This window comes from Sulfitobacter pacificus (genome assembly GCF_030159975.1).
Taxonomy (GTDB): domain Bacteria; phylum Pseudomonadota; class Alphaproteobacteria; order Rhodobacterales; family Rhodobacteraceae; genus Sulfitobacter; species Sulfitobacter pacificus.
The window spans coordinates 1-24,720 of sequence record NZ_BSNL01000005.1 but is presented as its reverse complement, the minus strand read 5'-3'; the positions used below and the strand labels follow the sequence as shown (position 1 = coordinate 24,720).

Genomic DNA, 24,720 nt, shown 5'->3' with positions numbered 1-24,720 from the left:
AGGGTCCTTGCCATGCGTTTCGAATTCAAAAACCTCGCTCTGGCGGCCTTTTTAGCTCTCGCCTTGTCCGGCCCAACAGTTCCCACGCAAGCCCGCGCCCAAACCTATCCGATCGACTGCGCCATCTTGCTGTGTTTGTCCGGTGGCTGGCCGGCTTCTGTGCCATGCGCACGCGCGCGGGCCGAGTTCATCCGGCGCATCACACCTTGGCCGGTGGAGCCGCCGCTTCAGATTTGGCGCTGCCCCATGGGTGCGTCTTACGATGGTCCTGCCAGGTCGCGCCCCACGGACCGGATCTTCGATGCCCTATATGGTGGTTCAGGAACCCCACCAAACTCTTCAACCCCGCTTTTTGATCAGGCAGCCGAGGCAGGCGGAATGCTCGGGCTGAAAGGCTCCAACGCGGCTTGGGACAACCTCGTAAGGGCTGATTACGCCCTCCAGCTCGTAGAAGACCGCGCCGACATCGATATCAGCGGGCCGGAATTCAATTTCGTGCGCTCTATTCGCGTCTTTGACGTTCGTTATGCTCGCCAGCACGAATCCGGGCGAGATGGCGACTGCAACCGCAGTGCCGTCGTTGTCCTCGGCACCTACGGGATCCAGGGCGATTTTTCCTGGAGGGCGTCGTCACCCGCAGCGCTGCCTGCTGCGCATGCCGGTCTCGAGCGATGGGGCGAGCACTGTCCGAGCATTTATCACAGATCCGTCTTCGCGGAGTGGCGTGACTATAGCGGGAATTACGGCTTCGAGCAGGTCAATTACTGACTGTTGAGGCGCCGCGACGTCGCACAGAGCCTTGTAAAGATTAAACCTGTAACGCAGGCACAAGCACACAATCGACGGCCATAAAGGCCATAGTCTTCCATGTCAGTCGTCGCGACAGGGCAGCTGCGTGAGAGACGCGAAGTCGATTTCAGCTTTATCGGCATCGCTAAGATCCGGGTAAATCCTTGAGACGCGCTGTGGGCCATGCATGTCCCACCGGATTGCCAGAGCACCTGTGTTCCAGCGATATACCCAGCCGACAATGGTTTTTTCATCGGCTGCGATCAAATTGGCGATCGCGACGCCTTCGACCTCATTTTCGTTCACTGTTTACTGACTTCCTGCAAATTGGCGTTGCGGATAGCAGCTCAGATCCAAAGCGTTTGCTGCAACCATATGCCGGGCCTCGTTAAAATCGGTTACTGTTCGTCCTCGCGGTAACGAATTCACAACGGGAGAAGTCAGCTCCCGTGCTCTCGATTGATGAAATTGCTTAAATCCTGTGGTCGGGCTCCGTGGCGGCTTCGACGATCGCCAAAACCTCGAAGGGGTCAAAGCCGATGGCGCGCGCCAGAACGACCAGTTCGACGACGTCGATCCGGCGTTCACCGCTTTCGAGGCGTGCCACGAGAGATTGATGGCACTTGAGCCTGTCCGCCAAGTCGTCCTGGCCCAAGCCTGCGCTTTTACGCGCGTCGACCAACGCCTGGCAAAGTGCCACCTGTCCCGTGCTTCTGATTGTCTTTGCCACGCGTCACATACCTTTTGTGACGTCGCTAGCGGATGAAATCTGTTATCTAAAAAGTAGATATATGAGGGTGTTATCGGCGTCTGGTTTCCATGGGCTGCAAGTCTGATGCTCCCGAGGTTGCCCATCAATCCCCTACCGATTGTAGAAATCGGCCATATTCCTCGCTGACTTCGCGCGCTTCCTCGAAAGCGCGGGCGCGTTCGCTGTCGAGGCAACGGAAGTAGCTCTGGATATCCTGGATGTAGTCTTCGAAATCGCCACGGATGATATCCGCATAGTCCCGCGCGGCCTGCGAATCGCTTGGCAGGAAAGGGCGGGATGGCGCAAAGCAGGATTCCGCCAAAACCGGTCCGGGAACGCAGATCAGAAGGGCCATAGCTTGCAATGGGAGCAGGCATGTCAACCTTGGGTTTCTCAAACCTGTTATCTCCTTGATCGCAGACACTGGCCGTGACTAGTGTTTGCGTGACCAAACTACAGCTAAAGCACGATATTACATCTTGCGGTTGATAATATACTATCGTAACTCTGGGCTTCAAGTAGGAATGCCTGGGGTCGCGCCATTGGAGAAAGCGTGAGCCGGGCCATGAACTGGGACATCGAAGCACCAAATGTGGTTACGGAAGCCAGGTTCCGCGAACTCGTGGAAAGCGGCTATAGCGCAGAAATCCTGTGCCAGGAGTCGGCACACAAGAAAGGCCCCAGCTATTACGGGGTCTGGATCATGCGTGTGGTCTCCAACGAAGGCGTGGAAAAGCTCCTCGTCACCGCCCGCACTCGGACGACCTACAACGATATCAAGATCCGCGAGTTCAAGACGATCTCCGGCGTGGTGTCATTCTTCATTGGCCTTGGCTTTGCGCATGTCGATCTGCCGCTTGAGGCGGGCACAAGCCGTACGCACAAACTTGCGCCGTCAGAAAAAGCCCCATCAGACAAGGGCGCTGACACCTAGCCTTGTCTGTCTCTGGCTGGTCGCCGCGCCAGCCTCAGCGCAAATGGTCCTGGTCATGGAGAGCGACGGCTCTCTGACCCCATCCCGGTCTCAGAGCGGTTTTGCCCGGAACTACAATGACGGCATTGGTCAGGGTTCGGCCTACGATGGGATCGCTATCTTCGGCGAGTTAGAGGCCGAGCAAGAGGGCGTCCAAGTCGCGGCCCTTGCCCGCCCGACTCCCCTGCCCCACGCAGATGTCCTCTCCGGGATTCAGACCACGGCTTTGCGCTATGCCGGCCATCCCGGCCTGCGTCGCGCGGGGCTTTCCGTGACGGATTGGCTGGCTCTCTATCGGGCCAATATCGAGGTTGAGAGCGCCTACCGGCAGGATGCGATTTCAAGTGCAGGTGCCATCGGCCTCGGTCAATTGATGCCCGCAACAGCGCGCGACCTCGGCGTTGACCCGCGTGACCCCCAACAGAACCTCGACGGCTCTGCCCGCTACCTCGCGATGATGCTGGAGACGTTCGGCGATCCGCATCTGGCGCTGGCGGCCTACAACGCTGGTCCCGACGCCGTGCGCCAACACGGTGGCATTCCCCCTTACCGAGAAACCCAGAACCACGTGGCCCGCGTCATGGCTGTCGTGGCCCGATTGGAAGGATCAAATTCATGAAACAGATTTCAAACCTCTTTGTCGCCTCGCTGGCGCTATTCCTGTTCATTGCCGAGCCCGCCCTTGCACAGAGCATCGATCTCTCCCCGATCCAGAGCTTGTTGCAGGGCATTGTCGATGCGCTGACTGGCCCACTTGGCGTTGTCATCGCGACGCTTGCCGTTCTCGGGGTCTTTCTCAGCTGGTTCTTCAACATCATCGATCTGCGCCAGGCGCTTTGGGTCCTCGTGGGCATCGCCGGTGTTGCGGCCGCCCCCACCATCGTTGCCGCGGTCTTTGCCGGTGGCTGAACGCTCGCCTCTCTTTCTCGGGCTCGTGCGCCCGCCGAAGCTTTTGGGCCTGCCCATCATGTACGCGATGGTCTGGCTCTTCGGATCGGTGCTCTTGTTCGTCTGGGTCCAGCACATCGCGGTGCTGGGTGTCGCGGCCCTGCTCTACCCGTTGCTTTGGAAGGCCGCAGATTGGGACCCGCGTTTCATCGACGTGATGGTGACGGCGCTGCAGGAGACACCGCCCACGCGCAACAGGTCCATTCATGGCGGGGACAGCTATGCCCCGTGATGACGCCCGTGATGCTGCGCTCGATGCCCGCACAATGACGCCAGACTGGTATGCGCGCGAGACCCGCCTCGCGCATATGCTGCCCTATGTGAGCCTCGTTGACGACCAGACCGTGCGGACTCGGGTGAACGAACTCTTCCGCTGCATCCGGCTCGAGGGGATCAACAGCTACACGACGGACGATGCCTATCTCGACAAACTGACGGCACTTTTTGCCCGCATCGTCGCGCAGCTCGGGCCGGAATTCAGCTATTACGTCCACAAGGTCTCCAAGGCCATCAAACCTGATCTCGACCCGATCCGTGAGGACAGCTTCGCTGGCGAGGTTGACCGGCGCTGGCGCGCGAAACTCGAGACCAGCGGGCTCCGCGACAAAACACTGACGCTCACCGTCATTCACCGCCCGCCGCACAAAAGCCTCCTGCCGTTCCTCAGCCGCAGCGCACCGGACCGCCTGAGAGAGGAGACCCGCAAACGCCAGCAGCGCCTCAGCGAGGCCGTGAACGTCTTCCTCTCGGGGCTGACCGAGCTCAAGCCGCGCCTGCTGTCAGCCGGATCGGGAGAGTTGGTGGGATTTTTGGGCGCGCTCAACACGGGCACCGAGCTGCCGCTCTACCCGGCCAACACCTACGGCTTTCTGTCCTTCAACGTCGCCAATACCCGCGTGACGTTTCACGGCGATCATTTCGAGCTTTCCGAAGGCGTCGTGGGGCATCGCTACGGCAAGAGTTTCACCATCGGGGAATACTCGGAAGGCACCTCCTGCACCATGTTCGACATGCTGAACCTGCCGGTCGACATGATCGTGACGCACTCCTTCACGCCGATCAATTCGAACCTCATGGCGGGCCGCATCAAGCGGCAAAAGCGCCAGATGCAAGCGAGCCAGGACGCAGCCCTCTCGCTCCTGGAAGCCCTCGACATCGCCGCCGATGATCTCGAGGCCAAGCGCCAAAGCTTCGGCGAGCATCACATGGTCGTGACGCTCTTTTGCGACACGCTCGAAGAGCTGCAAACCCTCAGCGCGGAGATCGTGAACGCCGCCGCGACCGAGGGCGTGAAGATGATCGGCGAGCGGGTCGCGGCCAAGGCGCATTACCTCAGCCAGCACCCCGGCAACCAGCCCAAGCGCGTCCGCGCCAGCGCCGTCACCAATCGCAACTTCGCGGATTTCGCGGCGTTTCATCGGACCCAGCTGGGCAAACCCGCTGAGAAAACCCCATGGGGCCGGGTCGTCACATATTTGCCCACGCCGGAGCAGAGCGCCTACCGGTTTTCCTATCACGAGCAGGGATCGCCCGACAAAGAACCGACCAGCGGCCATACCCTGATCATGGGGCGGCCCGGGTCCGGCAAATCGGTGCTGTCGGCCTTCCTGATGACCCAAGCCCGTCGCGCAGGGGCGCGGATCTTCGTCTTCGATTACCGTCTTGGTATGGAGATGGCGGTCCGCGCCAATGGCGGGCGCTACGCGTCCCTGAACGCCGGCCAGCCCACGGGTCTCAATCCGCTCTGGACCGAGACCGATGCGCGCGGCACCGCCTGGCTCTCGGACTGGCTTGCCACGCTACTTTACCGCGCCGACAAACCCCTGACCCCGGCGCAGACCAACCGCATCCAGGAAGTGGTGCGCCAGAATGCCCAGGCCACCAATCCGGCCCTGCGGAACTGGCGGGATTTCGCATCGCTTTTTGTGTCTACGGATGACGGCGGCGATCTGCACCAGCGCCTGCTCGAATGGACCGAAGACGGCCGCTATGGCTGGATCTTCGGGCAGAGCCTCGAGGACACGTTCTCGCTCAAAGGCGATGTGGTGGGCTTCGATCTGACCGGCATTCTCGACAGCGAGGCCGACAAGGAGCGGATGGCGGTTCTCTCCTATCTTTTCCGCCGGGTCGAACGCGAGATCGAGGATCGCCGCCCCACCATCATCGTGATCGACGAGGCCTGGAAGGCGCTCGACAACGCGTATTTCGCGGAGCGGCTGTCGAACTGGCTGGTGACAGCGCGCAAACAGAACACCGTCGCGGTGATGATGACGCAATACGCGAGCCAGCTCGAGCGCACCCGGACCGGCAAGACCATCATCGAGGCGGTGCCGACGCAGATCCTGCTACCCAATATCCGCGCGCAGCCTGCGGATTACGCCATGCTGAACCTCACGGAGAAGGAGCTCGACGTCCTTCTCAACACGGGCAGCAACAGCCGCCTCGCACTGATCCGCGACGATCAGGGCTCGATCGTCGTCGATGCCGATCTGAGCGCACTTGGGCCCAATCTCACCATCCTTGGCGGCATGGAAAAGGGCGAAGCGCTCGTCGGCCCCGATTACCGCGACCGCCCAGACTTCTGGAGGCTTTCATGATCCGTATTCTTGTCGCTTTGGCTGCGCTCGGCGCGCTGGCCTCCTGCACCCAGTACCGGGAGCCGCAGGCGAACTGCTTCACATTCCTCGCGTCCACGGCATCTGTCGCGCCTGATTGCACCTTTACGCCTCTAGATGCGCCGGAGGGCGACATTGAAGTCTAGCCTGCCTCATATCCTGGCACTTTGCCTGCTGCCCGGTCTCGCCTTGTCTCAAGGCGTGCCGACCAATGACAATGGGCTGACCGCGCGTGACATCGTCGAGACTGGCGATCGCGAGGCTGACTTGGCCGTTCAGGCGGACAAGCTTGCCGTGCGCGAACTCATTGCCGAGATCGAACGGGAGCAGCTGGAAACCCTCCGACGCATCCTCGATGCCCAGACCAGCTTCGGCGGTCAGGGCCTGCCCGCCATGGTCTCGGGGCTGGAAAGCGGCAGCGGGGATCCCGACCGCTCGGTGGCGGCGGTCTATGGCACGGGCCAGATAGATCCCAATCCCGGCGGTGAACAGATGTTCGGGGATGCGTCTGAGACCATCGAGCAGCTCATCATCCGCGTGGCTCAGGAGACCAGCGGCTTTGCGGGTGTTGGCCGCGCAGGGCTCTCCCCCGTCCAATGGCGCGCGCTGCTGCAAGCGCTGATCTGGCAGGAAAGCCGTTTCACCATCGGTGCACGCTCTCCCGTCGGCGCCTATGGCCTCACCCAGATCATGCCGGGCACGGCCAGCGATCTGGGCATAAACCCGGAATACTATGACAGCCCTTACCTGCAGGTGCATGGCGGCGCGCGCTATCTCGCGACCCAGCTCAACACATTCGATGGCAACATCATCAACGCCCTTGCGGCCTATAATGCCGGACCCGGCCGGGTTTTCGAGTATGGCGGCGTGCCACCCTTTCGCGAGACCCAGCACTACGTCCAGGTGATCCCCGAACGCTATAACCTCTATTTGACCCGTATCGGCGGGATCGAAGCGCTTGGCACGATCGACCCCGCGCTTCTGGCCAATGCCAACCTCTCGCTCACTGGGCACGGCGCGGCCTTCTATGGCAACAACTCACCCGCCGCGATCAGGCAAGCCGCCCTGCGTATTGCGGATATCGTCGAACGGATTTCCGAGACAGAGGATGTGCAGGAAAGCGTCGCGCTCAACACCTATGCCCGGGCCGAACTCGTGCGTCTCGTCGCCGCTCGCATCCGGCTTAAGGCGGCGCGGACCCGCGCCCTCTCCGCCGAGGAACTGGCCCAGGCCAGCGCCCGCATGGCCGAGGGCGCGTTCATGGATTTTACGATCAGGGAGATTGAATGATGGGACATCTGCTCTTGAGGACAGCTTTGGCCACGACACTTGGGGTTGGTCTGCATCTTGGCGCCCTATCCCCTGCCCTCGCGCAAGGCGTGCCCGTCGTCGATACCCAGAACATCGCGCAAAACATCCAGCAGCTCCGGCAGATGATCGAAGACGAGATCCTGCAAAACGAGCAGCTGACGCAGCTCCGCGAACAGCTTGCCACACTCACGGATCAACTCGCGGAGCTGCAACGAACCTATGAGGCGCTCACCCGTCTTGCCGAACTGCCGGAGATCATCCGCACGGAAATGGAAGACGAGCTGAACGGACTGCTCGATCAGGAATTCGGCGACATCCTTGCGACGATTGAGGCCATCAAGACGGGCGATTTCTCCGGACTTTCCGGGTCCGGCGCAGGCGAGATTGAAACCCAGATGGACCGGGTGCTGGCCGATCTCGGCTTCGACGAGGACACGCTCTCGGAAATGGCCACCAGCGGAAATCCCGGGGCCAATCGTGTGGCGACGCAAGCGACGACCGGCGCGCTCGTCTCGGCAGCTGCCCAGAACAGTTATGAAGACGCAGGCCAATCGCTGGAACGCGTCGACAGGCTGGTCGGGCTGATCGATGACATGGATGAACTGAAGGAAAGCATCGATCTCAACACGCGGGTGACGGCGGAGCTTGCCATCGCGCTCGTCGCCATGTGGCAGCTCGAAGCGGTGCAGACCGTGGGCGACGGCACAGGCGGCGTGATCGATGCCGCAACCATCGCCGAGGAGCAGCGGTTTATGGACTTCACGCTGCCGGACCTGCGGGCAGACTGATCAAGGGTTGTGACAGGTGGCGAGTGAACAAGAAATCATCGAGGAAGAACTGGTCTATGGTGCCTTACGCCGCGAACGGCTCTGGCAACGCCTTGGCCTGATGGGCCTTGTCTTCGGTATCATCGGCTGTCTGAGTGCCGCGGCTGTCTCGATCCTCGATGTCGACCCGCCCCCCGTCGTTGTCCCCTACGATCCCGCCACCGGCTTTGCACTCCCCGAAGCCTCGGTGGGCGCTTCCTCGGTGACCGCCAACCAGGCGATCATCGAGGCGGAAGTGTTCCGCTATGTGACCGACCGCGAGGTCTACAACCAGCTCGACAACGACCTGCGCATCCGCAGCGTCCTGCGCCGCTCTGACGGGGCTGCCGAGAGCGGGCTGCGCCAGATCTGGAACAGCGCAAATGAAAACTATCCGCCGACCGTCTATGGCCCCAATGCCCGGCTCGACGTGGAAATCCTCAGCATCAACCGGATCGGCACCAACCGCGCCACGGTGCGCCTGCGCAAGCGTCTGACCTCCATCAACGGCACCCAAACCGGCCTCTTCACTGCGACGCTTCTCTTCGAGTTCCGCCCGGAGACCCGCCGCTCCATCGACGAGGTCTGGACCAATCCGTTCGGCTTCACGGTCCTCGAATATTCCATCCGCTCCGACAGATTGGAGAATTAGTTTGATCAATAAGTTCTTTGTTGCTGCCATATTTGTTTTGCTGCCTGCCCTTGCCTTTGCCGAAGCGATCCCGCGCGGTGGTCCAAATGACAGCCGCGTGCGGCTGGCAACATATCAAGAAGGTCAGGTCTACCGCCTCAGCGTCTCGCTTACCCATGTCACCACGGTCGAATTCGGTGAGGGTGAAAGCATCCGCTCGATCATCGCGGGCGATACCGAGGGCTTCGAGATCGATGGCGTGCCGGGCGGGCAGGCCTTCGCGATCAAGCCCGTCGCGCGCGGTGTCCATACCAATGTGACGGTCTACACGAACAGGCGCAGCTACTATTTCAACGTCGAGGAGGTCCGCAGCCCAACCTTCTACGTGGTGCAGTTCCGCTATCCAGACGACGCTGCGCGCCCGACCCGGGCCATCGCCGCCCAAGCGCCGAACTACAACTACGGTGCCAGCGCGCGGACCGAGTTCACGCCAACGCGCATCTGGGATGACGGGACGTTCACGTATTTCGCGTTTCCAAGAAACGCGCCTGTGCCCGCGATCTTCCGCTACGCGGGTGGCCGTGAACGCACGGTCAACACGCAAACCCCTGAGGACGGTGTGATCCGCGTCAGCGGCGTAAACCGCCAATGGGTCCTGCGACTTGGCGAAGAGGTGGTCTGCATCGAGGCGATCCCGCCCGCGGAGGCCGCCTCATGAGCGATACCGAGAACACCGAGCTGGAAAAGCGCCTCGCCGCCCTTGAGAAAGGCAGTGCCCGCGCCCCCACGGCGGCGCAGCGCCGGTCGCCCCTTCTCGCGCTGATCGTGGTCCTCGTTATCGGCGCAGGTGGTGCCCTGCTCTATCTCCTCTCACAGCCCGACGAAGAGGTAGCCTTGCCGACGGCCACCCCGGACGTCTTCCAAAACGAGGGGGACGGCTTTGGCGCCATCGAGACCTTGCCCCCGCCCGAGCCCGAGGTTGTGTTTGTCGGACCAGACCCCGTCGAGCCCAACGCGGAGCTTCTGGCGCAGATCACCGCGCTGCAGGCTCAGATCGAGGAATTGCGCAACGCCCCCGAACCGGTCGTCGAGGAAGACACCGCCGCCGCAGAGGCGATCGACGCGCTGACCGCTCAGATTGCGGCGCTACAAGCCGCCTCGGAAGCCGCACAGCAACGATTCCAGGATGAACTGACGGCGCGGGATCGAAGTCTTGAACAACTCCGCATGGATCTGGAATTGGCCCAACTCGAGGCCAGCCGACCCCAACCCGCTCCGGCGGGCCCCACGGAAGATGAGCTGCGCGCACGCGAGCAAGAGCGACTGCGCCGCGAGGAAGAAGCCCGGCGCATGGCCGAGCTGGAGCGCCGCGCCGCGGAGGAACGCGCCTTCCAGGAGCGGCGCATCGCCTCGCCCACCATCGCGTTTGGCGGTGCCTCCGGAGCGAATGAAACGGCTCTGACCGAACGCACTTTTGGCGAGGTGACGGATTTCGTGCTGAACGGGGCGCTGCCCTCTACCGTGACGCAGGCCGAGGTGATCGCCAATCCCTCCAACACCATCATCCAGGGCACCATGATCCAGGCCGTCATGGAAACTGCCCTTGACAGCTCCCTGCCCGGCCAGACCCGTGCCGTGGTGTCCGAGGATGTCTACAGCGTCGATGGCGTGCGCCTCTTGATCCCCCGCGGATCCCGTCTCGTCGGGCGCTACCGCGCTGGCGTCGATATCGCGCAGCGCCGCGTCACGATCGCCTGGGACCGGATCATCCTGCCCGCGGGCCAGACCGTCCAGATCAGCTCTTTCGGGGGCGATGAACTTGGCCGCTCCGGCGTCACGGGTTTCGTGGACACACGCTTTGCCGAGCGTTTCGGGTCGGCCGCCCTGATCTCGCTGATCTCCGCCGCACCAAGTGCCGCCGCATCCGAGGTCCAGGATGAGACTGCCGCCGACGTTCTCGAAGACGTGGGCGATGATCTGGCAGATGCGACGGACAGCGTCATCGGCGACTATCTCTCAATCGGCCCCGTCATCTATGTCGACCAGGGCGCCCGCGTCACGGTCATGGTCGACCGCGATCTGGAGATATTCTGAGCCCATGTCGCTGAGCTATCTCCAGACCTCTCTCGACCGGATCGATGCCGCCGCCCGCGACGATGTCATCGAGATCTGTATCAACCCTGACGGCAGCTGCTGGGGAGAATTCCAAGGCGATCATTTCATGCGCAAGCTGGAACGGGCGTTGACCGCAACCGAAGTGAAAGACCTCGGCAACCAGATCGCCTCTTCTGCCAATACCACGATGAGCAAGGACCGCCCCATCGTCTCGGTCTCAATCACCTACAAGGGGCGCCCGATCCGCGCACAGGTCATCACCCCGCCCGCCGTGTTAACGGCGATGTCGATCAGTCTTCGGTTCTTTTCCAGCTTGCCGCTCGACGGGATCGCACTCGACTTTCTCTATGGCAAGGAACGCAAGCTTGAAGAACTCCGCCTCGAGAAAACCCAGGAACTGCGTGAAGTGGTGGCCGCGGGCGTGATCGACGATGCGCTGGCCTTTTGCGTCGACAACAAGCTTAACATGATCGTCTCTGGCGGCACCTCCACCGGCAAGACCGTGGCTGCGCGCAAGATCCTCTCGCACGTGCCATCCGAGGAACGCATCGTCACCATCGAGGAAGCCGCCGAGCTTCTGCCGACCCAGCCCAATGCCGTGACCCTCATCGCCAATCGCGATGCGGAGTTCCAGACCGCCGATGTGCTGCTCACCGCGACGTTGCGCATGCGCCCCGACCGGATCATCCTGGGCGAGGTGCGAGGCAAGGAGGCCATGACCTTCCTCGAGGCGATCAACACTGGCCATGGCGGCTCAATGACCACGCTGCACGCAGAAACCCCGCAACTTGCCGTGCAGCGTCTGGCCATCGCCGCACTCAAGACCGAGATCCCGATGACCTATGCCGACATGATCCAGTACATCGAGAACTCCATCGACGTAATCATCCAGGCCGGTCGCCATGATGGCAAACGCGGCATCACCGAATTCTACCTCCCCGGCACCAATGAGATCGGAGCTTCCCAATGAAAACCTTTGAATACGATATCCTGTCCTTTCCCATGACCCGCAAAACCAGTCTTGCCGACATGCAGGCCAGCCTAAATGTGAAGGGGGCCGAAGGCTGGGAGGTCGTGTCGATCAGCTCCTCGGAATTCGCCAACGTGGGACACACTGTCTTCCTGAAGCGCGAGACCACTCCCGCCAGAGCCACGGCATGAGGCAGGCGGGCTGTACCCTCGTACTGACTGCGCTGGTCTTGGGCCTGACGTCGGCACCCGGCTTCGCTGAGCGCAATCTCGTGCCGACCCTCGAGCGCAGTTTCGACGTCTGTCCAGACCGGCCCGCTGAACCCATGTGGATGCAGGAGATCCCCCTGCGCCAAGCCTATCAGCGCGTGTTGGTTCAAGACATCTACCGCGCCCAGAATCTCGAGCGCATCGTCGAGACCGAAAGCTGCGACTGTGAAACCCGGTTCCCCTCTTGGGACGCTGCCGAGGCGGTGTTTCGGGAAAGGTACGCGAGTGACGAACGATGGGAGATGCTGCAAGCCTCGGACGCCTACAACCGCCGCGCAAACGCTGCCCGCCCTGCCGCCAAGGCCATCTGCGAAGCCGCGGGCAATTGGTAAGGCAGCCCCGTCATGAGCGTCGTCACCTATTTCGTTGAAACCTCCCAGGGCTATCTCGACACCGCCGCAGAAACCCAGTTCGGATCGGTTGCGGCAACGGTTGGCACGCTTCTGGTGCTGGGAACAACGCTGGTGGTGGTTCTCGTTTTCCTGAACATGATCTACCAGTACAAGGCGATGGACGGACGCACGGCATTCTGGCTCGCGGTCAAGATCGGGCTCATCGGGATATTTGCAACCAACTGGGTGCAGTTCAACGCCCTCTCCTCCGCCATCCTGGCCGGGATCGACAGCATTGCGGGTGCGCTGGTTGCTTCCGTTGGTGGTGGAACTCCCGGCCCTTCTGGCACTTTCGCAGAAGAGTTTGACCGGCTAATCGCGGAACTAGGGGACTATCTCAACGCCGCTGGGTCCGAGCTGAACTGGATGGCAGGGGCCATGCTCGACATTGTCGGGGTCCTCTTGCTCTCGATCCTCGGCGGGCTGGCCGCCTTCATCCTCGTGGCATCCCGCCTGATGATCGCACTTCTGATCGGGATCGCACCGGTGATGATTTTCCTGACCCTCTTCGAGGTCACCAAGGACTATTTCGCGCGCTGGCTGTCGGCGCTGGTCTCCTTCGCGCTCTACCCCATAGTCGTGGCCGGTGTGTTCGCGACAATCACGGGTGTCTCCTCTGCCCTCATCGGCGAACTCGGCGACCCGGAGGGAGCCTCAAACATCGGCGCGCTCATTCCCTTCTTCATGATGGTGCTCATGGCCAAGGGCTTCATCATTGCCACGCCCTTCATCGTCCGCGCGATCTCCGGAAACATTATGATGCCCGCCCTCTCCGGTGGTCTCGGCGGCGGCTACAGCTTTGCCCGCGCCGCCATGGGCAGCCAGCAGGCCTACAATCGCTACCTGATCGGAGGCGCAAGTGGCGCAGAATACGCAGCCCTCAGGGCGCGGCAGTTCTTCGGCGTGCAGCAGATGCCCGTGAGGCAGGGCATGGGGCAGACGGGTTCCGCAGGAGGCACAGGATCCGCAGACTCGGGGTCAAAAATGCTGGCGCAGCTGGCGAGACTGGGTCGACTTGGCCGACGGTGACGGCCCTTTGCTGCCATTCGCGCTCCGTCCTAAATCGTGCATCTTCACAACTGTTTCCTGCCGTACATTTAGGCGGCGTGATCACAGGCGCTCGTCCCGACCTGAGTGCGCGATAGACAGGACGACAACAATCGCCAGCTGACTGATTGCTTTCGAACTTTATGCGCGCGCAGCTTTCTTGATCAGCTCCAGTTGGCCGACCGCATAGCGCTCCACAACAACCAATGTTTCCCTGCAGGCGAGAACTAGATCATCAGGCGGCGGCGTCTCGTCATAGTAGGTACCGTGGCATAAGGAGTTGATCAGGACACTCTTGAGCGTCATGTCCTCCTCGCCCGCAAGATGCTTGACGAAATCCGTCAGGCTGTCGGACTTGTCCGGCCTGCAGAAGCGGCCAATTGCCTCCAGCACCGAGCGGACTGAATTTGCGGTCCTATGATCAGGGTCTTTGCCGTTCGCCACCTCGTGGATGTCCATCAATTGCTCCTGGAAGGGGGCGATGTACTTGTTCAGGCGTGCAAGACTGTGGCTCTTGCCGTCGGTGTGAAGTGCAAACGCTGCATTATCATCGACCACACGGTTCGTAAGCGAAATATTGAAGAAATAGCTGCTATGGGTAAGCAATAGTAATTCCGGCCTCCAGCACTTTTTGCCATCAATCTTTCCTGGATTTATCGAAATCTCACCCTGATCCGAAATGTTCAGGTTCTTGAGAGTTTGCGCAATTGCGAAGACAAAATCATAAGACATTGACGTAATCGGATCGTCAAAGACGAGAAACAGCTTCTTATAATCGCTGCCTGTTGCTACCTTCTTGTGCGTGCATGCAATGAAATAGCAGAAAGAAATTGCTGTCTTCTCGCCGTCACTCAACGTCCGATGCGGCCCACGAACCATTTCCTGTTCACCGCGCTTCAGCACAAACTTGGTCTTGTCGAAAACGTATTTGTCGGCGAAGAACTCTTTTAGGAGCAATTCAAAGGTTTCGGCAACACGATCCCGGGCTTGTGCCGACGGACTTGCCTTTTCCAGCTCACCCAAAGCGTTCTGCTTCAAGACAACATCGGCATGAAATCTCCGCAGGTTTTCGATGTCGGGCCAATTTCCGATAGCGAATTCGCGCTCAAACACCGCGCAAGCCTTGCGTTGTAGAATCTTGCGCTCTTCATCAGCTTTCTCGACAGCTGAATTCAGCGCTTCCGCTTTCTCGTTGTTCTCGCCGATGACCTTGTTGATCGCCGCGATACAAGCGGACAGGTTCTCGGCAGGAAGCGCAGCCGCGGTTCCAAGTGCTGAGGCCTTCTGTTCGATCACCGACTTTACAGCCGCGATCGCTTCCCGCACGCTCTTCAGCGCATCCGCGCCGTCGCTGACTTCAGTATCCTTTTTCGATGGCACATGCCGCTTAAGCGCGTCGTAGCGGGACTTCTGCCTTGCAAGCTGGGTTGCCGTCGGATCCAGCTGCGCTTCCTTTTGTCTGAGCTTTCGAAAGAAGTCCCTCAATTCCGCTTTGTGCTTCTCTTCTTCGTCTTCAAAATATTCGATGTAGGCATCAATTACCGCCTTGGGATCAGGGTCCGTGATACCCTGTTCGCAGAAGGGGCATACGGTCCGGTGCTCATCTCGAATGATCTTTGCGCCTTCCTCGTAAAAGCCGTGATGCGCATCGATCTTCTTCTTGATTGCTTCGGAGACACTTGATGGGGAGGTCGGGCGCTCAAGCGAAGCAGCAAGGGCGTCGAGATCGACATCATTGGTTGCAATGGGTTCGATTTGCCTAGGATAGGCAGGTTCTGCAGGTATTGCCTTGAGGCTATCGAGGTCCCTGATGATGTCGGTGAGAGATTGCTTCGGCGCTTCTGGCTTCTCTTGAAAGGTCTCCAGAAGTTTTTCCAGAGAAAGAGCCTTGTACTCTCTCAGTTGTTTGTTGATGCCTGCCTTCTCGTGCAGCTCGGATTCTTTCGCGGCGGTAAATTTGTCGTCTAGCGTATTGTATGCCTCGGAAGCCTTCGCCCTTGCTTCTTCCAGCGTCTTCTTCGCATCATCGAGCTTGATGTTTTCGCTATCGACGGCGATCTGGTTTTCAATCTCGCCATCCAGTTCGTATTTTCGTTCCCGTAGCTCTTCTTGCACGAAATCCTCGGAGAACACGTGGAAGATTGTGTCATTGACCGTTGCTGTGACCGCATCTCCAGCCTTTTGAAGGTCGAGAGTTCCCATTGCCGTCGTACCGCGAGAAAACGCGAACGAGCCGGAGCCATCTGTGGATTCGTCAGAAACAAGGTTGAGAGCGGCGCCTGACACATCTTCCTGCTGGCCGTAGAGATCAAGATACCGGAAGGCGCGCGACAGGAAGGACTTGCCGATACCGTTTCGCGCGAAAACCAGGTTTTGATTGCTCTTCGTCAACTCTCCATCGAGAGTGAAGACGGGGCCGAGATATCGGGCGGACACGGAAAACTTTGGTTTTGGTACTGTATTCATTTTTCAAATCCATCAAATCAAGAAAACTCGAACCCTTGTGTCCAGCTTCAATATCCTTTGGCACAAGCGCCGATGGATTGGCGCTCACTCGTGATTGGTGCCTGCGGGCAGCCATAAGTCAATATCATCTGGCACAATGCTGAACCCCCTAGCCATGGCTCTGCCGAACTCGGTTGTTGGCCAATGAGGTGTCTCGAGCTTCCATTTTCTTTTTCGCAAACGGATGTGCTCGCACGTACACTGAGCATCAGCTTTCCGCCCTCTATGACCGTCAGACCATGCCCACCGCCCTACCGGTGAATTGGCTTTTTGCCACCCTCCTCCTCTCGCAGCATCTCTTCCATTTCATCCAATCCATCGACAGCAGAGCGCATCTGCGCCTCATCATCCACGCCCACTGTCTCGGCATCCGCAACCTGGCCCCCAAAATCCATTTCCATCTGTCGCTGTTCCTCGGCGATTACGGCTTGAACGACAGGCGCAGTCTTCTTTGGGGTGACATCGGTTTGCCCTGACGATTGGCCATCAGCAGCCTGGCGTGCGGCCTCAACGTCGGCGTCGGGTCCGCCTGCTCCGTCCGAAGGCGGCGTCATCGGCATGGCGCGCACACTCAGCGGCAGCGTGCCCTGCGGCCCCCCTCCCCCCGGCTTCGGAAACGGCAACTCCCCCGTCTGCGCCGCGTGGATCGCCTTGAACAGCCGATCGTCAAAATATTGGATCCGCTTCGCGCGGACCGGCATCTGGGCATCGATCACCATGACGATCTCGTCGAGCGGCAGGCGGCGCGCCTCATCCTCGGGCAGGAGAGAGCTTTCTTCGGTCCGGGTGGACTGGCTGCGTCCTTCAAAGGGGTTCTTGCCGATGGACTGGGAGCGCGTGATGACGGTTTTCGTGGTCTTGCCAACCGCCTTGCTCAGTTCCTCGACGGTTTTTTCATCCGAGGGCGTCAGGTAGAGCTTCACGCCCGCGTTGCCCTGCAGGGCGCGCCGGGTGTTTTCGCCGTAGATTTCATCGAGGGCGGGGATAGTTTGGGTGACCACGGCCAGGTGACCGCGATAGGTCCGCAGGGTCTCGATGCTCTCGACCACGATGGGCATCTTGCCCAAGCGATTGAACTCGTCGAGCATGATCATCACGGGCCAGGGCTCATCCGGCCCTGGGTCCTTTTCCTGCATGGCGGAGAGGAGATCGGAGAAGAAGAGCCGGATCAGCGGTGCCAGCGGCTTCACCATCAGCGGCTGGACGACAAGATAGACCGAAAAGGGCTTCTTGCGGATCGTCCGGAAGTCAAAGTCCGACACCGCCGTCGCCTCATCGATGGCGGGGTTTTGCCACTGGTCCAGCCCCGAGGTCATCAGGAGCGAGACATAAGAGGTCAGCGTGTCGTTGTTGGTCGAGGCCAGCCGGGTGAAAATCAGCTTGGCGGCCCGGTTATCCACCTCATGGCCCCGCGCGAAATATTCCTTCTGCTTGTTCCCGCCCGAGGCGGCGATGCGGTAGATCTCGCCCAGGGTCGGACGCTTGCGCTGGAAGGCCAGAAGCCCCGCCGCCACGAAGAGATCGATCCCGCCTTTGAGGAGGCCCTGCACCCGGTCATTGTCGCTCTGCAGGAACAGCGTCGCCAGGAGCTGCAGTTCCATCTGCTGGCGCGCGGGATCTTTCAGCTCAAAGATGCGCAGGAGCGGGTTGTAACGATGCGTGCGCTTGCCCTCCCAATCGGTGGGGGCAAAGCGATAGACCTTGTCGCCTTGGGTGGCGCGGTGCCGGGCCGTTGCTTCGAAACATTCGCCCTTTACATCGAGCGTCACGGCGGAGCCTTGCCAGGTCAGCAGGTTCGGAATGACAAAGCCCGTGGTCTTGCCGCGGCCCGTGGGGGCCACGATCAGCGCATGGGGGAAGACCTTGGAGCAGATGTAGTTGGCGCGGGAGCCCGGCGGCCCCAGCTTGCCGAGGATGAACCCGGTGCCCGGCGCCCCGAAGAACCCATTGGCCTTCATCTCGCGCGCGGTCTGCCAATGGGTCTGGCCAAAGCGTGTCAGGGCGGACCCCGAGAGAGCAAGGCTCAGCATCAGGCCGGCAGCGGCAAAGCTGCCGATGATCAGGTGGATGAGTTGGGCGTCTTCCGGGCGGCGATCGAGGATCGCCAGGTAGTTCTGCGCGATATAGGCAAAGTCGATCTCGGCCCCGAAGCCGAGATCCTGGTAGGTCAGCACCGCCGAGGCGATGGTATAGCCCATGGCACCGGTCACAAGCGTCACCAGCAAGACCCCTGTTGCGATCCGCGCTTTTCCCATGGAGGCGCTCAATGGACCTGACCCCGCTCGGTTTCGCCATCCACGTCTGTCGCGCGGTGTTTTTCGTATTCGGTGTCGGCAAGATCATCGACTACCTGGCGCAGGGCCTCCGTGTTGGCCGTCGCTGCATCCGATTGCAGGTAGACCTTGGCGACATAAAGCCGGTCGAGGCGGTCCTCGAGAACCTTGTCCAGCGCATCGGCATCACCGGATGTGAGCCGCTCAAGTTGACGGTCATCCAGCACCCGCGCGATCTCGGTTCGGAAAGCGTCCCGCTCCGCCTCGGTCTCGAAAGGCGCGGACAACTCCCCCGCCCGCTCATGCTCCAGAACACGCGCAATCTCGTCTGCGAGGCGGTCGGCACGGTCAGACTGCGGCGCAGTTTCATCGCGGGTGGCTAGACGTTCGTCACGCGTGCCAACCCCAAGCCCCTCGCGCAACTCTTTGTCGCGGCGAACCTGATTGATGGCCTCCGTGTCCCGGATCTCCACAACGGCGGCATAGGTCGCGCCGAGCCCACGGGCGAGGTGGGACGGCATGTCCGGATAGCGCGCGCGCAAGTCATCCGCGACCGCATCTGCAACGGGCGAACGGAGGTCGCGTCCCTCCATGATCCGGTCGACCTCGCGAGTGATCTCGCTGGCGCGGGCCGCATCGGTGATGGTCTCCCTGTAGGGCTCGGACCGGTCGATCACATCGCCCGGCCGTGCGATCAAGTCCGGATGCGCCTCGAGATAAATGCGCTGCTCCGTCTCGATCCGACGCTCCGCCCTTGAGGCAACCTCCCAGTCCCGATCCTCGATCTGCTGTGTGGTCAAACCCTCTGCGCGCATCTCCTGACGGAGTGTCCCTTCCATCGCCTGCACCGCGTCCCGGTGATAATGGAACCGCTCGCTGACCGCTTCTGCTTCAATGACGCCATCCTGCCGCAGCACGTTTTCCCGTTCCAGAAGCGTGCCAAGTTCGACATGCACATCGTTGAGAATGTCGCGCGCCTGTTCCAGATCCGCGCGGCGTTCGAGGTTCAGATCGCGCGCCTCGGCCACCTTGGAGAGATCATCGGCGATCCATTGATGCTCGAGAGCTGCATTTGAGGCGCCCGTCTCGATCCGGGCCACCACTTCCGCTGTGCTGATCCCCGTGCCCCGCAGCGCAGTGTCGATCCGCGACCGCAAGTCCGTCTCGGCAAGACGGTCCAGCTGACTGGTGTCGATGTTCGCCTCGGAATAGATCCCACCCTCCGAGGGGTCGTCTGATAGCGTGGATGATCGCAAACCGAGAGGCTGCATGTGCTGGACCTGCGTCTGGATCTCGATGAGGCGTTTTTCCAGCACGGGACGTTCGGCGTCAGACTTCTCGGCGATCATGCCCTGCACCCGCGCCAGCTTCTCCGCATAGAGGCTTCTCAGATCCTCGAAACTTTGATCCTCGGCCATATACACATCTCCTGTTCGGTCCACCTGCCCGCCCCGCGCCAGCACCTCGCCCGCGCGGAAGAGGGCCGCGGCGATATCCTCGCGGGCCTCGCGCGAAGCCTCTGCGGCAAGCGAATGGTAGACGGTCCTGGTGTTGGCGATCTCCGCCAGCGTCCGGGTCAGGTCCTGCCCCACGCGCTCCCGCTCGCGGGGTGCGCGACCCTCTTCCTTCGCGGCATAAACTTCGCGGGTGGGGGCCGGGTAATGCACAACCCCGCGATCCACCCGGCGCGTGGCCTCCAGGCGCACACCATACTTCTCCGCCTCTTCGACCATGGCGAGGCGGAAGTCGTCATAGTTGAAGCGATGGTTGCGCCCCAGAAAGAAGAACTCGCCTTCCTGCGAGCGGCGGTTCAGCACCAAATGCGCATGCGGGTGATCGCGGTCCTCATGCACCGCGATGATGTAGTCGAAATGCCCCGCGTCGGTCTGGAAGAACCGCTCGGCCACGTCCGTCGCAATGTCGCGCACATCCTCCCCACGCGTGCCCACGGGGAAGGACATGAGCATGTGGGTGGTCTGTCCGAGCTTGGGCCTGAAGCCCGCATCCCACCGCTTGGCAAAGCGCTCGGTCAGGTCCTTGATGTCGCCGGCCTCGAGCTTCGCCTTGCCATCCAGAAACCCGCTCGAGTCGACGATATGGGTCGACTTGGTGGTGAGGTAATCGAGCTGGTTTGAGAGCTGCGATTTGGTATGCGTACCCCCGCCCCGGATCGCCTTGAAGACCGCTGGCCGATGCCCCGCAGCCGCGCGCACAAGCTGGGTCTGCTTGGCCACATGCAGCCCCTGCATCGAGCCCCGGACGCGGCTCCAGCCATCCCGGAAGACCTCGCCCGTGACGGCATGGACAGCATCATTCAGCCGCATGGGCAAACTCCCTCAGCGCGGCCGTGGCCTCCAGCTGCATGACGTCGCGCCGACGCCGCAGCAGCAGGTCGATCTCGTCAGCGGAATCCAGGATGAACCGCGCCAGCCCGCGCATCTGCGCAAGGCGCAATTCGGTGAACTCGGCACTCGTGCCTCCCCCGGCCCCCTGCCCCTGCCGGTTGGCCCGCGTCATCTGCTTGGCGATCTGCGCGACCCCATTGCCGACCTCGTGCAGAGAGGCGCGGTAGCGCGCCATCTCTGCTGCCATCTGCGCGTCCGGAACGAACACGCCGCCCGCCGCCTGAATGAGCCGCCGCAGCCCTTCGGCCCGGCTCTCGATCCCCGCCTTCGCCAGCACCGCGTCGAGCGCCTCAAGCTCCGCAGCCGTGACCTTCACACTGACCGCTGAGACCGGGATCGCGGCATCCGTCTGGCGCTCGGCATCGGCTTTCAGGACATAGCGCACGGCCCGTGATGTGACCTCGAAACGCTCGGCCAGCTCAGAAGTCGACACACCCTCCGCGGCCTCGCGGACGATCTGCATCTTCTCCATCTCTGTCAGGCGTTTTGTTCGGGACATGCGGAAGAAAGACCCCCTATTTCCTGCCACCTTCCACCAAGGCTGCCCCTACCTTACGATAATATACCGACCTGTCAATTATATACTTACGTCGCATTCAGACTCAGGCAGCCTTGGTGTCCGCTTCACGCCGCGGCCCGCAGGGACGCGGCTCTGCCGCCCTCACCACCGGGCGACCCACCTGTCCTAGGGGTCCCCTTCCCCAGCACCGCCCGAGGGTCTGGCCGAACACGCACGTGTTCGGACGGAACCGCGGGCGGGCGCAACCCCTCCGACAGGGCGGACAGGCAGGGTCAAGGAGGGCCAGATTTGGCTTGCCAAATCTCTGCCGCAAAAACCGGGAGGCCTTGGCCGATAGGTTTTTGTGGATGGCCCCCTTGAGGCTGCCTGTCCGCCCTGTCGCGGCCTGATCATTCTGGGGGGAGTGCGTCCCTTGAACGCGCAGCGACCGGCACCAAGAGGAGGTCGCTGTAGGCGATCACACGCGCCGGTGACGGCATCCCTGGAACAGGGATCGGGCCGCCCCAAGATCGTCCTGGGGCGGCCCATCCTCGTCAGAGGATTTAGTCCTGGGGATCTTTCGCGCTCGGTGGGAACATCACCAGCTCCGAGACCGCAACGGGAAAGTCGAGCTTGAGGCTGAAGAACTCCGATCCATCCCCGTTGCGGGTGTTGCGGAACATCGCACCCACGCGCTGAAAACGGGTGCGCTCCTGGCCATCGGTATCGGTGAACTTGACGGGGACGGTGGCGACGTAGTGGTTGGTCATTTGGGTTACTCCTTGTTGCGATGGGGATCACCCGGCACGGGGCAAGAGGCCCGGTCGCAAGCGCAAATGCGGAGGGTCCGCGGCTAGCCGTGGAAGCCGTATTTGTGCTTGCCGAAGCGTGAGCTGAGGGCACGAACGGGCCGACCCCGTGCGATCCACATCGATGAGCAAAAAGGAGAGACCCAAATTTGTGCCGCCACTTTGCAGTTGCGTTCGCACCCGTCGATACCGGTCTGAGGTGGCTTGGTTCGTTCTGATCCAATGCATCTGGATAATGATCCGTCACGCGCATCACGCTGCGGGTCAGCGTTCAGCCGCGCGCGATGATCCGTCGTCTGTGTTGGGTGAGTGCCCCTGCTATCGGCACCAGGATTGAGGGGGTGGGGGACAGCTGGTGCGGCCACATCGGTATGGCACGGCCAAACCTTCAGCAATGAGCGTACTGCCCACGTCCCGACCGTCAACGAACAACGAGCCACAAAGCCGCCCGAAATTGCATCGATCGGTGCCTTCAGTCCCGGGCCGGCAGGAACAGGCCACGCGCTCAAATTCAATTGACGCCGCACCCCGCACCAATTGACCAAGACGCGCTGTTGCCTGTTCCCCGACCTGGCGCTCTGCAGTGCAGGATGGTCTCCATGTCTCAGGCGCGTTAAACCCGACGAGACGCACGTTCGCTGTCATGCCTCGAATATCAATCGTATCACCATCAATGATCCGCACATCGCTGGCTCGAAGCGACCGGTCTTGCGAGGCGGGTCGCTCTGCAGGTGGCGCGACCGGCGATAGGAAACTGGAAGACATCCAGCCCACTCCCAAGTTAGACCGAATTTGGGTCCATTGCCCTTCATCGCGAAGCATTTCGACGCGAGTCCCTTCGCTCAAGACGCCCATCACAGCGTTCGCGGTAGACGGCTCAGAACGTTGGTTGACACGTGTCCCTGTCACATAGACGTAAGTGGTGTTTGTCGTTTGCGATGTGGGAATTGCTGACGGACTGTAGGGCGTGGATCGTGAACTCGACGTCTCAAACAATGATCCAACCAACGCGAAGAACCCGACAGCGATCACCAACGGCACCATGATTTGGCGTTGAGCCTTGCGCACGGCACGCCGAGGTGCGGTGATTGCGCGGCTCACGGAGATCGAACGGGGTCTCGCCTGAACGGCTCTGGGGCTGCGCTTTGGTGCTGGTTTCGAAGTGCCGTCGTCGGCAGCTGCCCTTGTCTGGGCCGGTTTTTCCCCTTCCAGTTTCAGGACTTTGTGCAGGCTGGCGTACTGAGCTTTGCTCAGACGCGTCTCCGTCCCGTGACGCTCAAACCGTTCAGCCATGTTTGTGAGAAAAGACACTTCCCAATCGTTTGCCTGCCCGGACCGCAAACGCGCATCAATGCGTGATTGGATCTCTTTGGTGCGTTCCGGAGAAAAAGGCATTGAGGAAAAACCTGTTCGGGTGTTGAGCTGCGCAACAAATGTCTTCTGCCGCACGGCCACATTAAGCTGTGATTGCATCGAGATACCATCCAGCCATTCCCAAAAACAGATTGGCCGGATTGCGATCACCAAGCCTGTCGATGCCCGTTGCTGGAGCTCACTGCGATACCGCCGAGGTTCGCACACATCTGGGAAAACAACGAAATGGCCGCCCGAAGGCGACCCTCTCTCTTCAATCCTGCGACGCCTTCTTCGCCGGGTCCGCAACCCGCATGACCGTCAGACCTTTCGCTTCCGCCTTCTGCCCGAGGTTCAGCGCGACCCCGTTGCCGCCGAAGAGTACAACCCCCGTCGCCGCGAACTTGTCGTCCAGCATTTCGTCGTTGCACTTGAACGGTGCCGCCCGCCCGTGCGCGGACCAGCGCGGATCGAAGCGCGCCTGTGCTATCCCGCGTGCCCGGGCCCACCGGGCCGCAATCATCTCCGCCCCGTGCTTGCCACCCTTGTGGCAGAGGAAAATCTCCTGGTTGCGGTTCTGCTTGATCCGTTCGCGAACCTTGTCGAGCGTGTTGAAGATCACATCGACATCGGTCCAGTCGGTGGCGCCTGAGACGATCAGGGGCACCCCCTCGACTTTGGATTTCTCGGCAGTCTCGCGGTCGTGCTGCTCGAGGAGCTGCCGCGCCTCGAAGACCGCCCCGGTCTCTTGCGCCCGGACGCTTGCGCGCGACCCGGCTGACGGGATGAAGGCGTGGCCCGTTTCGCTCTCGTAGCATTCCGCCGCCGCCTCGCTCATCACCTCGATGGCGCTGACGATCTCGCGCAGCTGCACAAAGCGCGCCTGCGCCTCTTCGAGCGCGGTCTCGGCGATCTCCGATCCGTCGTGGGATTTTGCCAGCGCGCCGATCTTGTCCGCGGTGCGGTCGACCTCCTTGCCGAGTGCCACCTTGCGGCGCTGCAGGATCGTCGCGAGCCCATGGGCCAGCGGTTCGATTTCGGCTTCAAGCCCGGTCCCGCGTAGCTGACCGAGCAAAGCCTCGAAGCTCTCGCGGATGATGCGGTCGGTCAGGATGTGATCCTCCGGGATCGGCAGCTGCGCGTCCTTCTCGGTCAGCCCGAAAAGCTCGATGGTCTCGTAGGTGTTAGCGGTGTCGTAAGCCATGTTCTTTCTCCAGATATTGGGTTCGACCACCACGTGAGTGTGGGGGCATGGCCGA

At 61.2% G+C, this 24,720-nt stretch carries 26 protein-coding genes; 16 read left to right on the top strand and 10 right to left on the bottom strand.

Annotated features, from left to right (window positions below):
• The first annotated feature begins 12 nt into the window (after positions 1-12).
• A complete protein-coding gene (locus tag QQL78_RS18915; protein WP_229678647.1) occupies positions 13-768 on the top strand; it encodes a hypothetical protein in 756 nt (251 codons plus the stop codon).
• A gap of 102 nt (positions 769-870) precedes the next feature.
• On the opposite strand, the gene QQL78_RS18910 is transcribed toward QQL78_RS18915, so the two are convergent.
• The 3 genes from QQL78_RS18910 to QQL78_RS18900 all read right to left on the bottom strand — a co-directional run bounded on the left by QQL78_RS18910 (position 871) and on the right by QQL78_RS18900 (position 1,895).
• Positions 871-1,095, bottom strand: a complete 225-nt coding sequence (locus QQL78_RS18910; RefSeq protein ID WP_074647017.1) for a hypothetical protein — start codon at positions 1,093-1,095, stop codon at positions 871-873.
• A 166-nt stretch (positions 1,096-1,261) separates the two neighbouring features.
• Entirely contained in the window at positions 1,262-1,519 is a 258-nt protein-coding gene (locus tag QQL78_RS18905) for a helix-turn-helix domain-containing protein (protein WP_074647018.1), read from the bottom strand.
• 124 nt (positions 1,520-1,643) lie between these two features.
• Positions 1,644-1,895 (bottom strand): hypothetical protein, encoded by a 252-nt coding sequence (locus QQL78_RS18900; RefSeq protein ID WP_009808055.1) that lies wholly within the window; start codon positions 1,893-1,895, stop codon positions 1,644-1,646.
• Positions 1,896-2,105: 210 nt separating this feature from the next.
• On the opposite strand from QQL78_RS18900, the gene QQL78_RS18895 reads away from it, so the two are divergent.
• The 15 genes from QQL78_RS18895 to QQL78_RS18825 are packed head-to-tail and all read left to right on the top strand — an operon-like array spanning position 2,106 to position 13,599.
• On the top strand, positions 2,106-2,474 hold the full coding sequence (locus QQL78_RS18895) for a hypothetical protein (protein WP_089423648.1): 369 nt from the start codon (positions 2,106-2,108) through the stop codon (positions 2,472-2,474).
• A 43-nt stretch (positions 2,475-2,517) separates the two neighbouring features.
• Positions 2,518-3,132 carry a lytic transglycosylase domain-containing protein gene (locus QQL78_RS18890; RefSeq protein WP_074647020.1) on the top strand — a complete coding sequence of 205 codons (615 nt, stop codon included), beginning with the start codon at positions 2,518-2,520 and terminating at the stop codon, positions 3,130-3,132.
• On the top strand, positions 3,129-3,422 hold the full coding sequence (locus tag QQL78_RS18885) for a TrbC/VirB2 family protein (protein ID WP_008282963.1): 294 nt from the start codon (positions 3,129-3,131) through the stop codon (positions 3,420-3,422). The genes QQL78_RS18890 and QQL78_RS18885 overlap by 4 nt, the downstream gene beginning before the upstream one ends.
• Positions 3,415-3,693, top strand: a complete 279-nt coding sequence (locus QQL78_RS18880; RefSeq protein WP_074647022.1) for a VirB3 family type IV secretion system protein — start codon at positions 3,415-3,417, stop codon at positions 3,691-3,693. The genes QQL78_RS18885 and QQL78_RS18880 overlap by 8 nt, the downstream gene beginning before the upstream one ends.
• Positions 3,683-6,058, top strand: coding sequence for a VirB4 family type IV secretion/conjugal transfer ATPase (locus QQL78_RS18875; RefSeq protein WP_089423647.1), 2,376 nt, complete (start codon positions 3,683-3,685; stop codon positions 6,056-6,058). Before QQL78_RS18880 ends, QQL78_RS18875 begins: the two co-directional genes overlap by 11 nt.
• Positions 6,055-6,222, top strand: coding sequence for a hypothetical protein (locus QQL78_RS18870; protein ID WP_198362938.1), 168 nt, complete (start codon positions 6,055-6,057; stop codon positions 6,220-6,222). Before QQL78_RS18875 ends, QQL78_RS18870 begins: the two co-directional genes overlap by 4 nt.
• A gap of 55 nt (positions 6,223-6,277) precedes the next feature.
• Positions 6,278-7,366: a lytic transglycosylase domain-containing protein gene (locus QQL78_RS18865; protein ID WP_089423672.1), complete on the top strand. Its 1,089-nt coding sequence runs from the start codon at positions 6,278-6,280 to the stop codon at positions 7,364-7,366.
• Positions 7,366-8,175, top strand: coding sequence for a type IV secretion system protein (locus QQL78_RS18860; protein WP_089423671.1), 810 nt, complete (start codon positions 7,366-7,368; stop codon positions 8,173-8,175). The genes QQL78_RS18865 and QQL78_RS18860 overlap by 1 nt, the downstream gene beginning before the upstream one ends.
• Before the next feature lie 16 nt (positions 8,176-8,191).
• Positions 8,192-8,845 (top strand): VirB8 family type IV secretion system protein, encoded by a 654-nt coding sequence (locus QQL78_RS18855; RefSeq protein ID WP_074647028.1) that lies wholly within the window; start codon positions 8,192-8,194, stop codon positions 8,843-8,845.
• A 1-nt stretch (position 8,846) separates the two neighbouring features.
• A complete protein-coding gene (locus tag QQL78_RS18850; RefSeq protein WP_089423646.1) occupies positions 8,847-9,542 on the top strand; it encodes a TrbG/VirB9 family P-type conjugative transfer protein in 696 nt (231 codons plus the stop codon).
• On the top strand, positions 9,539-10,918 hold the full coding sequence (locus tag QQL78_RS18845; protein WP_284376081.1) for a TraB/TrbI/VirB10 family type IV secretion system protein: 1,380 nt from the start codon (positions 9,539-9,541) through the stop codon (positions 10,916-10,918). Before QQL78_RS18850 ends, QQL78_RS18845 begins: the two co-directional genes overlap by 4 nt.
• Positions 10,919-10,922: 4 nt before the next feature.
• Entirely contained in the window at positions 10,923-11,909 is a 987-nt protein-coding gene (locus tag QQL78_RS18840; RefSeq protein ID WP_089423644.1) for an ATPase, T2SS/T4P/T4SS family, read from the top strand.
• Positions 11,906-12,100 (top strand): hypothetical protein, encoded by a 195-nt coding sequence (locus tag QQL78_RS18835; RefSeq protein WP_009807516.1) that lies wholly within the window; start codon positions 11,906-11,908, stop codon positions 12,098-12,100. Before QQL78_RS18840 ends, QQL78_RS18835 begins: the two co-directional genes overlap by 4 nt.
• Positions 12,097-12,510 (top strand): hypothetical protein, encoded by a 414-nt coding sequence (locus QQL78_RS18830; protein WP_058243507.1) that lies wholly within the window; start codon positions 12,097-12,099, stop codon positions 12,508-12,510. The genes QQL78_RS18835 and QQL78_RS18830 overlap by 4 nt, the downstream gene beginning before the upstream one ends.
• A gap of 12 nt (positions 12,511-12,522) precedes the next feature.
• Complete coding sequence (locus tag QQL78_RS18825; RefSeq protein WP_074840662.1) at positions 12,523-13,599, top strand: TrbL/VirB6 family protein; 1,077 nt, start codon at positions 12,523-12,525, stop codon at positions 13,597-13,599.
• 159 nt (positions 13,600-13,758) lie between these two features.
• Here QQL78_RS18825 and QQL78_RS18820 read toward each other — a convergent pair whose 3' ends face one another.
• From QQL78_RS18820 to QQL78_RS18795, 7 genes are all read right to left on the bottom strand, one after another.
• Complete coding sequence (locus tag QQL78_RS18820; RefSeq protein ID WP_089423643.1) at positions 13,759-16,083, bottom strand: AAA family ATPase; 2,325 nt, start codon at positions 16,081-16,083, stop codon at positions 13,759-13,761.
• Positions 16,084-16,373: 290 nt separating this feature from the next.
• Positions 16,374-18,377: a type IV secretory system conjugative DNA transfer family protein gene (locus QQL78_RS18815; protein ID WP_089423642.1), complete on the bottom strand. Its 2,004-nt coding sequence runs from the start codon at positions 18,375-18,377 to the stop codon at positions 16,374-16,376.
• 8 nt (positions 18,378-18,385) lie between these two features.
• Complete coding sequence (locus QQL78_RS18810) at positions 18,386-20,719, bottom strand: relaxase/mobilization nuclease domain-containing protein (RefSeq protein WP_089423641.1); 2,334 nt, start codon at positions 20,717-20,719, stop codon at positions 18,386-18,388.
• Positions 20,706-21,299: a transposase gene (locus QQL78_RS18805; RefSeq protein ID WP_089423640.1), complete on the bottom strand. Its 594-nt coding sequence runs from the start codon at positions 21,297-21,299 to the stop codon at positions 20,706-20,708. Before QQL78_RS18805 ends, QQL78_RS18810 begins: the two co-directional genes overlap by 14 nt.
• A 563-nt stretch (positions 21,300-21,862) precedes the next feature.
• The gene (locus tag QQL78_RS18800) at positions 21,863-22,069 is read right to left on the bottom strand and encodes a hypothetical protein (protein ID WP_007120662.1); all 207 of its coding nucleotides are present in this window, start codon (positions 22,067-22,069) and stop codon (positions 21,863-21,865) included.
• 357 nt (positions 22,070-22,426) lie between these two features.
• Positions 22,427-23,152 carry an SH3 domain-containing protein gene (locus QQL78_RS21720; protein ID WP_349813538.1) on the bottom strand — a complete coding sequence of 242 codons (726 nt, stop codon included), beginning with the start codon at positions 23,150-23,152 and terminating at the stop codon, positions 22,427-22,429.
• 583 nt (positions 23,153-23,735) lie between these two features.
• Entirely contained in the window at positions 23,736-24,665 is a 930-nt protein-coding gene (locus QQL78_RS18795; RefSeq protein ID WP_284376107.1) for a DUF2493 domain-containing protein, read from the bottom strand.
• Between the last annotated feature and the right edge of the window lie 55 nt (positions 24,666-24,720).

Bases quoted from the DNA above. Each gene is read 5' to 3' on its own strand.
- QQL78_RS18915 (WP_229678647.1), top strand. From the start codon at position 13: ATGCGTTTCGAATTCAAAAACCTCGCTCTGGCGGCCTTTTTAGCTCTC.
- QQL78_RS18900 (WP_009808055.1), bottom strand. From the start codon at position 1,895: ATGGCCCTTCTGATCTGCGTTCCCGGACCGGTTTTGGCGGAATCCTGC.
- QQL78_RS18895 (WP_089423648.1), top strand. From the start codon at position 2,106: ATGAACTGGGACATCGAAGCACCAAATGTGGTTACGGAAGCCAGGTTC.
- QQL78_RS18890 (WP_074647020.1), top strand. From the start codon at position 2,518: ATGGTCCTGGTCATGGAGAGCGACGGCTCTCTGACCCCATCCCGGTCT.
- QQL78_RS18885 (WP_008282963.1), top strand. From the start codon at position 3,129: ATGAAACAGATTTCAAACCTCTTTGTCGCCTCGCTGGCGCTATTCCTG.
- QQL78_RS18875 (WP_089423647.1), top strand. From the start codon at position 3,683: ATGCCCCGTGATGACGCCCGTGATGCTGCGCTCGATGCCCGCACAATG.
- QQL78_RS18870 (WP_198362938.1), top strand. From the start codon at position 6,055: ATGATCCGTATTCTTGTCGCTTTGGCTGCGCTCGGCGCGCTGGCCTCC.
- QQL78_RS18860 (WP_089423671.1), top strand. From the start codon at position 7,366: ATGGGACATCTGCTCTTGAGGACAGCTTTGGCCACGACACTTGGGGTT.
- QQL78_RS18845 (WP_284376081.1), top strand. From the start codon at position 9,539: ATGAGCGATACCGAGAACACCGAGCTGGAAAAGCGCCTCGCCGCCCTT.
- QQL78_RS18840 (WP_089423644.1), top strand. From the start codon at position 10,923: ATGTCGCTGAGCTATCTCCAGACCTCTCTCGACCGGATCGATGCCGCC.
- QQL78_RS18835 (WP_009807516.1), top strand. From the start codon at position 11,906: ATGAAAACCTTTGAATACGATATCCTGTCCTTTCCCATGACCCGCAAA.
- QQL78_RS18830 (WP_058243507.1), top strand. From the start codon at position 12,097: ATGAGGCAGGCGGGCTGTACCCTCGTACTGACTGCGCTGGTCTTGGGC.
- QQL78_RS18825 (WP_074840662.1), top strand. From the start codon at position 12,523: ATGAGCGTCGTCACCTATTTCGTTGAAACCTCCCAGGGCTATCTCGAC.
- QQL78_RS18820 (WP_089423643.1), bottom strand. From the start codon at position 16,083: ATGAATACAGTACCAAAACCAAAGTTTTCCGTGTCCGCCCGATATCTC.
- QQL78_RS18815 (WP_089423642.1), bottom strand. From the start codon at position 18,377: ATGGGAAAAGCGCGGATCGCAACAGGGGTCTTGCTGGTGACGCTTGTG.
- QQL78_RS18810 (WP_089423641.1), bottom strand. From the start codon at position 20,719: ATGCGGCTGAATGATGCTGTCCATGCCGTCACGGGCGAGGTCTTCCGG.
- QQL78_RS18805 (WP_089423640.1), bottom strand. From the start codon at position 21,299: ATGTCCCGAACAAAACGCCTGACAGAGATGGAGAAGATGCAGATCGTC.
- QQL78_RS18800 (WP_007120662.1), bottom strand. From the start codon at position 22,069: ATGACCAACCACTACGTCGCCACCGTCCCCGTCAAGTTCACCGATACC.
- QQL78_RS21720 (WP_349813538.1), bottom strand. From the start codon at position 23,152: ATGGTGCCGTTGGTGATCGCTGTCGGGTTCTTCGCGTTGGTTGGATCA.
- QQL78_RS18795 (WP_284376107.1), bottom strand. From the start codon at position 24,665: ATGGCTTACGACACCGCTAACACCTACGAGACCATCGAGCTTTTCGGG.